This is a genomic window from Nocardia sp. NPDC049190, from assembly GCF_040648115.1.
GTDB lineage: Bacteria > Actinomycetota > Actinomycetes > Mycobacteriales > Mycobacteriaceae > Nocardia.
The window spans coordinates 123,899-132,619 of record NZ_JBEZDE010000019.1 but is presented as its reverse complement, the minus strand read 5'-3'; the positions used below and the strand labels follow the sequence as shown (position 1 = coordinate 132,619).

Genomic DNA, 8,721 nt, shown 5'->3' with positions numbered 1-8,721 from the left:
GTCCGAGCGACCGCCGCTTGCGACTTCGTCGCGGGCGCAGCGGCCGCTCGGACGCGAGCCGGGCCGCGAACGGGCAATGCTAGGTCTCGCTTCGCTCGGAAAGGGGGGTCGAGCCGACGCCGGTGACGTTGGGTGCGAGCGTGGCGACGTATGGGTGGTGCGTATCGCTTGCGGGTTGCGTTCGAGCGACCGATGGTGGCGACTTCGTCGTAGGGACGGTGACCGCTTTGTGGCGAGTCGGGCGATAGTCGTCTCGCTCACACGGAGGTGCGAATTTCCGCGCAGACGACGGACGCCGGCACTGACCAGCTTCGTTCCAAAGTCGAGGCGGCGGGCGGCGGGCTCGTAGGCGTGTGGGACACGCGTTGAGTCCGAGCAGGCGGGTGCGCCGGTCTGGCTCGAAAGGTGTCGCCGGCGGGGTTCATGGGGCGGCAGTGCGGGATCTGGATGTTTGTCGTATCGGTGGTTACCGCTGCTGAAGCGTGGCCAGCGCACGCGACACCCCTCGGGCGCAAGGGGGCTTTCGACATCCGCGGTGTTTATCGCGTCACATTGCCTTGTTCACTCTTTGCCGCCTCATTACCGGCCGGTAATATGGTGAATAAGTTACCCGCGAGTAGCATGCGGAAAACCGGCACGACTACCTGGTGGAGCGAACGACGGGCGGGAACGGCAACAACCGACCGCACCAAACTCAACGGAGAGAGTACTGAGATGGGTCACTACAAGAGCAACGTCCGCGACCTGGAATTCAACCTCTTCGAGGTCCTCGGCCTCGGTTCCATCCTGGACAGCGGCGCCTACGGCGACCTCGACGCGGACACTGTCAAGGAGATGCTCAACGAGGTGCGGCGCCTGGCCGAGGGCCCGCTCGGCGAATCCTTCGCCGACGCAGACCGCAACCCGCCGATCTTCGACCCCACCACCCACACGGTCACCCTGCCCGAGTCTTTCAAGAAGAGCTACCGCACCATCCAGGACGGCGGCTGGGACCGGCTGGGCATCGCCGAGGAGCTCGGCGGCCTGCCGATTCCGCGCGCGGCCTACTGGGCCATCTCCGAACTGATCCTGGGCGCGCAACCCGCCGCCTTCATGTACGCCGCGGGTCCCGGGTTCGCCAACATCTTCTACAACAACGCCACCGAAGAGCAGAAGGGCTGGGCGAAAATCGCCGCCGAGCAGGGTTGGGGCGCCACCATGGTGCTGACCGAACCCGACGCCGGTTCCGACGTGGGCGCGGGCCGCACCAAGGCGATCAAGCAGGAAGACGGCTCCTGGCATATCGAGGGCGTCAAGCGCTTCATCACCTCGGCCGACTCCGACGACCTGTTCCCGAACATCATGCACCTGGTGCTGGCGCGCCCCGAGGGCGCGGGACCGGGCACCAAGGGCCTTTCGCTGTTCTTCGTGCCGAAGTTCCACTTCGACCACGAGACCGGCGAACTGGGCGAACGCAACGGCGCCTTCGTCACCAACGTCGAGCACAAGATGGGCTTGAAGGTATCGGCCACCTGCGAGATCACCTTCGGCGGCCACGGCATCCCGGCCACCGGCTGGCTGGTCGGTGAGGTACACGACGGCATCGCGCAGATGTTCGACGTCATCGAGCACGCCCGGATGATGGTCGGCACGAAGGCCATCGCGACACTGTCGACCGGGTACCTGAACGCCCGCGACTACGCCAAGGAGCGGGTCCAGGGCGCCGACCTGACTCGGATGACCGACAAAGCCGCGCCCCGCGTGACCATCGCCCACCACCCTGACGTCCGTCGTTCGCTGGCCACCCAGAAGGCGTACGCCGAGGGCCTGCGCGCGGTGTATATGTACACGGCCGCCCACCAGAACGCCGATGTCGCGCAGCAGGTGTCCGGCGCTGACGCCGACCTGGCCGCGCGGGTCAACGATCTGCTGCTGCCTATCGTCAAAGGCGTCGGATCCGAGCGGGCATACCAGTACCTGACCGAATCGCTGCAGACCCTCGGCGGTTCCGGCTTCCTGCAGGATTACCCGATCGAGCAGTACATCCGAGATGCCAAGATCGACTCGCTGTACGAGGGCACCACCGCCATCCAGGCGCAGGACTTCTTCTTCCGCAAGATCGCCCGTGACCGCGGCGTCGCGCTGGCCCACGTACTCGGCCAGGTGCAGAAGTTCATCGACTCCGAGGCGGGCAACGGCCGGCTGAAGAGCGAGCGCAAGCTCCTGGCCACCGCGCTGGAAGACGTGCAGGCCATGGCCGCCACACTCACCGGCCACCTGATGGGCGCCCAGGAGCAACCGTCCGAGCTGTACAAGGTCGGTCTCGGTTCGGTGCGCTTCCTGCTCGCGGTCGGCGACCTACTCATCGGGTGGCAGCTGCTGCGTCACGCCGAGATCGCCATCGCGGCGCTCGACGATATCGTGTCGACCGACGTGGCCGTGAGCGGCGCAGCCAGTGCCGACGAGTCGTTCTACCAGGGCAAGATCGCGGTCGCGCAGTTCTTCGCGCGCAACATCCTGCCGGAGTTGACCGCCACCCGCACCGTCCTGTCCACGCTGGACAACGACATCATGGAGCTGGACGAAGCCGCCTTCTGACGGCCCGCGGCGCCCGGCCCGGAGAATCTCTCCGGGCCGGGCAACCCATTCATGGGCAGGTGCGCCGGCCGAGGCCACTCGACGAGCACGCCGGTCCGACTCACTCGACGATCCACGAACAGCCCTGCCGCGATCAGCGGCTGAATGTCCGATCCGCGTCCCCGATGTACGCGACACGACGACGTTGAACCGGCACAATATCCGGGCAGACCGTCGTGCCAGGAGAAGGGACTGTCCGGATGACTCGATCGCTGTCCGCACTCGCCAAAGCCGGTGCGCTCGCCGCGGTCCTCTCCCTCGCCGCGGCCGCGCCCGCCGGCGCCGACCCGAACAACGTCATGCCGATCCCGGCGCTCAACGGCATCCACGGCCTACCCACCCTGCCCGGCCCGACGAAGGCCGTGTTCCAGGTGACCGGCATGGACAGCCCGAACCGCACCCAGAACGCCAACGTGCTCGGCACCGACCTCGGCATCATGTGGGACGACGGCAACGGCCGGATGATCACCGCCTTCGGCGACAGCGCGGGTGTCGGCATTCCCAACCTCCTCGCGGGCAGCATGTGGGCTTGGACCAGCAACGTACTGTTCCGCAGCACTACCCACGATCCGTCCAACGGCATCCTGTTCGACGATGTCGTGCCGAATCCGCTGCCGAGTCCCAAGATTCCCGGCATCGAGATCAGCCTGATTCCGACGGCGGGCATCTCGGTCGGCGGCGTGCAATACATGAGCATGATGTCGGTCCGTGAATGGGGCGACCACGGGAAGTGGAACACCAATTTCGCCACCCTCGCCGCCTCCCGTGACGGCGGCGCCACCTGGACTCAGCTCACCAACACCCGCCGCGCGAATGTCGACGGCCACGAGAAGTTCCAGCAGAATGCCTTCGTGAAGGCCGACGGCTACATCTACCGCTACGGCACGCCCGCCGGCCGCGGCAACCCCGGATTCGTCTCTCGTGCGAAAGAATCCGAGATCGCCGACATCGACGCCTACGAATACTGGGACGGTAGTGCCTGGAAGCCCGGCGACGCCAAGACCGCCGCCCCGATCGTCGGCGGTGTCAGCGAGCTTTCGGTGATGTGGAACAGCTACCTCGGCAAGTACGTGATGCTGACCACGGACCCGGCCAACAGTGTCGTCCTGCGGACCGCGTCAGCCCCCGAAGGGCCGTGGAGCGAACCGCGCGTCCTGATCGACGCGCCGTCCCTGCCCACCGCCTACGCACCCATGATCTTCCCGTATCAAACGGGCAGTGACCTCTACTTCCTGCTCACCCAGCACACCCAGTACAACGTCCTGCTGATGCGAACACCGCTCTGATCTTCTCGCGCGGGCTCATTCGCATTTCACGATCGGCACCGGGTCATACTTGACCGTGCGGGTCCGGCGAGATACTTCACGGCCGGTCTTGCGGTCGGTGATGATCCGGGTGTCGGAGGTGGTGAAGCCAGGGGCGCCCTCGCTGGCGATGCAGTCCTTGCCCTTGGGCAGGGTGACGGTGTTCGGCTCGGTGGGCTTGGTGCGCTCGCCGGTCTCGGATTCGACCTCGACCGTCTTGGTGCCCCAGAGCCGGACGGTGACCTCCGAGTCGGTGGTGAAAGCCTCGATGTAGATACCGGATTGGCTGTTGTTGCGGAATTTCAGGTCGATCGCGCCGTCGAAGACGGTGGCCTCGCGGGCCGCCGGGTACCGGGAGATGTAGTAGCTGTGTTCGGTGTGGCCCGCGTCCTCCAGGCCCGCGAAGTACGCGGCGTTGTAGAGGGTGGTGGCGAACTGGCTGATGCCGCCGCCGACGGCCGTGCTGGGGCGCCCGTGGTCGATGATGCCGGACTCGACGTATCCCTCGGCCGTGCCACGGGGGCCGGTGAAATCGTTGAGCGAGAACGTGTCTCCCGGCTTCACGATCGCACCGTTGACCTTCTTGGCCACCGTACGGATGTTGACGCCGGACGGGCCGCTGAAGCCGTTGGTGGTGAACGAACCCATGGTCTCGACCACGCCGAGGCTCTGTACCGCCTCGGTGGTCAACTTCGGTTCGACCCGCTCGTAGACCGCCTGCGCGGTCCGCTCGCCCGGCGCGACGAGCAGCGCGGTGAACTGTTCGAACGTCTTGGGCCAGTTGATCTTGTCGCCGACCACGGCGGGAACGACCGTCGGTCTGCCCCCGGAGACGGCGAAGGTCGCGTCCTTCGGTTCGACTTCCGAGGACGCCAGTTGCGGAGCCGCCAATCCGATAGCGGCGTCCTGGTTCACCGCGACGGTGAGACCGCCCTGCCCGTCGGGCACGAAGGTCAGCACCGAGGCGATCTGCTCCGGCGTGAGCACGGCCGCGGCCTCCTTGCCCGCGAACGTGATCGGCGCTCGCACGGCGGGCTGAGCGATGTCCCGTAGCGCCTGATCGACCGCCTCGGGACGCACCGTCAGCGGTGCGGGGGCGACCGGAAGGTCCAGTGGCGCACCAGTGATCCAGTTGTCGACCAATGCCTGGCGCGCGGCCGCGAGGTCGAGCACACGCCCCGGAACCGGTGGCACCGCAATGGGACGGGCCTGGTCGAAAACGATGGTGCCCTCCACCGACGGCCGGTCGTGTACCCGCAGGTCCGTCAGCTGACGTTGCAACGCGGAGTCGTCGATCACGCTGGCTATCGAGACTTCACGGGTGGTGAAGAACGAGAGGAGGCGGGTGATCGGGTTGAGCGGTTGAGTGCCGATCCGCGACCAGGTACCGTCCCAATCCACCGCCAGCCCCGCCGCGCTGGGCACGAGACGGGTCTGCACATCACCGATGCGCAATGGAAGTTCGCGGTCCGCCCTGGGCTCCAGCTCGGCACGCAGCGCGGCATCGGCCTCGGCATCGGACCTACCCCCGATGTCCACTCCCGCGACGACGGTGCCCCGCGGCACCTCACCCGAGGACAACACCCAGTCCACCGCATACCCGAGGCCGGCCACCACGAGCACCGCGCCGACAGCGATGCCCACCCGGCGCACCGTGGCGGCGTCGAGCCGCTTCGGCGGCGGGCCGGACATCGGACGACGCCCCGGCACACGCCGTGGCGCGGCCGGCACCGGCCGCCGGCCGGCTTGCAATGGCTGGGTCGGCGCGGAATCACCACCCCATCCGCCCGACATATCCGCTTCCCGGGGCGGGTCCGACCGGAGGAGTTGACGTAATCCGACTTCGCCAGCCTGCTGTGGGCTGCCGCGTCCGATGTTCGGCTGGCTCGTCACGAACCGTCCTCCCCGTTCAGTTGAAGTTCAAACCCAAAAGCGGGTCTCTGCCAACGATAGTGGTCTTCGCCGAGGGGGCCAGCCGGGCGAAAAACCTGCAGCGAATCCCGCGCAAAGACCGGGTAGAACATGGGAAGGCCCCGCGCAGGTGCCGGGTCGGGGGTCTGGCAACTACGCGGAGCCGAAATGTTTATCGGTACGACGCGCGCGGCGTTACACCCGACGGACGAACCGTGACCGATCCCACGCGGGACAATCGATGGACAACCTCTCACCACACACGCTCGACCAGAGACGAGGGAGATGGATGGTATGCAGCTGGGAATGATCGGTCTCGGCCGGATGGGCGCCAATATCGTGCGCCGCATCGTCCTGGACGGACACACCGCGGTCGGATACGAACGCCACCCCAAGCACACCGGCGAACTGAGTGCCGAGCTGGGTGCGAATTTTCAGGGCTCTACCGATCTCGCCGATTTCGTCAGCAGGCTCGAGGCGCCGCGCGTGGTGTGGGTGATGATCCCCGCGGGCGCTACCGGCACGGTGATCACCCGGGTCGCCGAGTTGCTCGAGCCCGGCGACCTCATCATCGACGGCGGCAACAGTCGCTATCACGAAGACATCAAGCGGGCCGCGCAGCTGAAGCCCCAAGGCATCCACTACCTGGATATCGGCACCTCAGGTGGCGTTTTCGGGCTGGTCCGCGGCTACTGCTTGATGATCGGTGGCGAGGCCGAGCAGGTGCGATACCTGGACCCGTTACTGAAGTCCATCGCGCCGGGCCTGGGGGCGGCCGAGCGGACGCCGGGGCGGGACGGTGCGCCGTCGCCCGCTGAGCAGGGCTATCTGCACTGCGGACCGGCGGGTGCGGGGCACTTCGTGAAGATGGTGCACAACGGCATCGAGTACGGCGTGATGGCCGCATACGCCGAGGGCCTGAACATCCTGCACAAGGCGAACTACGGCGCTACGCACGCGGGCGAGTTCTCCGCCGAGGAGACGCCGCTCGAGCACCCCGAGTACTACGGGTACGACATCGACGTGCCCGAGGTCGCGGAAGTGTGGCGGCGCGGCTCGGTAATTGCCTCTTGGCTGTTGGACCTCACGGCCGGCGCCCTGCACGGCGACCCGAATCTGGAATCGTTCGACGGCCGGGTGTCGGATTCCGGCGAGGGCCGCTGGACGATCGATGCCGCGATCGACACCGGCGTGCCCGTGCCGGTGCTGTCGTCCGCTCTGTTCGCGCGGTTCTCCTCGCGAGGCGAGGCGCTGTACGCGGACAAAATGCTCTCGGCGATGCGCCAAGCGTTCGGCGGGCATATCGAGTTACCGGGGAAATAGCCGACGAATACCGACGAATACCGACGAATACGGCCCCGGACGGATCCCCGCCAGGGGCCACATTCGTCGCTTCAGCAGCGGCCGAATCCGGATCCGAACCGGACCGCGCGTCCGCGGCTATCGCTCCACGATGGCGACCACACCCTGACCACCTGCGGCGCAGATCGAGATCAGCGCCCGGCCGGACCCCTTTTCCGCCAACATCTTCGCGGTCGAGGCGACGATGCGACCGCCGGTCGCGGCGAACGGGTGACCAGCCGCCAGCGAGGAACCGTTGACGTTGAGCTTGCTGCGATCGATCGAGCCGAGGGCGCCGTCCACGCCGAGGCGCTCCTTGCAGTACGCGTCGGATTCCCACGCGGCCAGGGTTGCCAGCACCACGGAGGCGAACGCCTCATGAATCTCGTAGTAGTCGAAATCCTGCAGGGTCAGCCCGTTGCGGGCGAGCATGCGCGGCACGGCGTAGGTCGGCGCCATCAGCAGGCCATCCGGGCCGTGTATGTAGTCGACCGCGGCAACTTCGCTGTCGACCAGGGTGGCCAGCACCGGAAGGTTGCGCTGCGCGGCCCATTCCTGGCTGGACAGCAGTACCGTGGACGCACCGTCGGTCAGCGGGGTGGAGTTACCCGCGGTCATGGTCGCGTCGCCGGCTCGCACGCCGAAGACCGGCTTCAGAGTGGCCAGCTTCTCGATCGAGGAGTTCGGCCGCAGATTGTCGTCGCGGGTCAACCCGAGGAACGGGGTGATCAGGTCGTCGAAGAAGCCGCGATCATAGGCCGCGGCCATGTTCTTGTGCGACAGATACGCCAGCTCGTCCTGCGCCTCGCGCGCGATGCCGAATTCTTTGGCGGTGATGGCGGCGTGTTCACCCATGGACAGACCGGTGCGCGGTTCGGCGTTGCGTGGGATCTCGATGCCGAGCATGGTGGGGCGCAGGTGACCGACCAGCCTGAGGCGATCTTTTGTGGTCTTGGCGCGGTTGGCGTCGAGCATCCACTCGCGCATGCTTTCGCTGACTCCGATCGGGGCGTCGGACGTGGTGTCGGCGCCACCGCCCACGCCCGCCTCGATGCGGCCCGCGGCGATCGCGTCACCCACGGTGACGACCGCTTGCAGGCCGGTACCGCAGGCCAGTTGGAGGTCGTGCGCCGGGGTGTAAGGGCTGAGTTTGCTGCCGAGCACGCTCTCCCGGATCAAGCCGTGCTCGCCGACCCGCTTCAGGACGGCGCCGCCGACGACCATGCCCAGCCGCTCGCCCTGCAAGCCGAAACGGCTGACCAGGCCGTCCAGCGCGGCGGTGAACATGTCCTGATTGGAGGCGTGCGCGTACGCCTTGTCGGAACGAGCGAACGGAATCCGGTTGCCACCCACGATCGCGACCGGGCGGGTGGTCTTACCGGTTTTGGCGGTGCTCTTCGCCGAACGGGCTTTGCTAGTCACTCGAGTCTCCAAGGTCTCGTGGATGGATGTCTCAGCGGCCGGTCTCGACGCGGGGAAACCACGCAGACCGGCGCCTCGTCGCGGTTGTTTACTTTAAACTTACTCTGGAGTAAGTTTGTTGTCGATA

Annotated in this window: 5 protein-coding genes; 3 read left to right on the top strand and 2 right to left on the bottom strand. The window is 66.8% G+C overall.

Annotated elements, in window-relative coordinates; all coding sequences use genetic code 11:
- Positions 1-714: 714 nt before the first annotated feature.
- The gene (locus AB0B25_RS18375) at positions 715-2,577 is read left to right on the top strand and encodes an acyl-CoA dehydrogenase (protein ID WP_357180573.1); all 1,863 of its coding nucleotides are present in this window, start codon (positions 715-717) and stop codon (positions 2,575-2,577) included.
- A gap of 239 nt (positions 2,578-2,816) precedes the next feature.
- Positions 2,817-3,902, top strand: a complete 1,086-nt coding sequence (locus tag AB0B25_RS18370; RefSeq protein WP_357180570.1) for a DUF4185 domain-containing protein — start codon at positions 2,817-2,819, stop codon at positions 3,900-3,902.
- Between the two features lie 15 nt (positions 3,903-3,917).
- Here the strand turns inward: AB0B25_RS18370 and AB0B25_RS18365 are convergent, their stop codons facing one another.
- Entirely contained in the window at positions 3,918-5,813 is a 1,896-nt protein-coding gene (locus AB0B25_RS18365; protein WP_357180567.1) for a VanW family protein, read from the bottom strand.
- A gap of 312 nt (positions 5,814-6,125) precedes the next feature.
- On the opposite strand from AB0B25_RS18365, the gene gnd reads away from it, so the two are divergent.
- Complete coding sequence (gene gnd, locus AB0B25_RS18360) at positions 6,126-7,154, top strand: phosphogluconate dehydrogenase (NAD(+)-dependent, decarboxylating) (RefSeq protein WP_357180564.1); 1,029 nt, start codon at positions 6,126-6,128, stop codon at positions 7,152-7,154.
- Between the two features lie 117 nt (positions 7,155-7,271).
- Here gnd and AB0B25_RS18355 read toward each other — a convergent pair whose 3' ends face one another.
- Positions 7,272-8,594, bottom strand: coding sequence for an acetyl-CoA C-acetyltransferase (locus tag AB0B25_RS18355; protein ID WP_357180562.1), 1,323 nt, complete (start codon positions 8,592-8,594; stop codon positions 7,272-7,274).
- Positions 8,595-8,721: the final 127 nt, after the last annotated feature.